General features: G+C 39.1%; 1 protein-coding gene. It reads left to right on the forward strand.

Annotated elements, in window-relative coordinates; genetic code table 11:
* A partial coding sequence (locus EII29_RS11850; protein WP_148096463.1) for a hypothetical protein occupies window positions 1–225 on the forward strand: 225 nt, incomplete at both ends.

Here is a 225-nt window from a genome sequence, read left to right on the forward strand (position 1 = left end):
ACTACATTTGTTACTACACTTGGATTGGGCTATGAGAATGAGCTTGGAAAAGTAGGAGATGTAGGCAATAAAGGAAGAGTAAGATACACAACGGCGGACTGGTTTAACATAAGAGGTGAAAAGGACAACAGAAGAGGTAACTTTAAGGCGGACTTAAATATCGGAGTTGAGAACCAGAGATTCGGAGTGACATTTAATGCAGGATATGATACAAAAGGAAAGAAT

It is taken from the genome of Leptotrichia sp. OH3620_COT-345 (assembly GCF_003932895.1).
Classification (GTDB): Bacteria; Fusobacteriota; Fusobacteriia; order Fusobacteriales; family Leptotrichiaceae; genus Pseudoleptotrichia.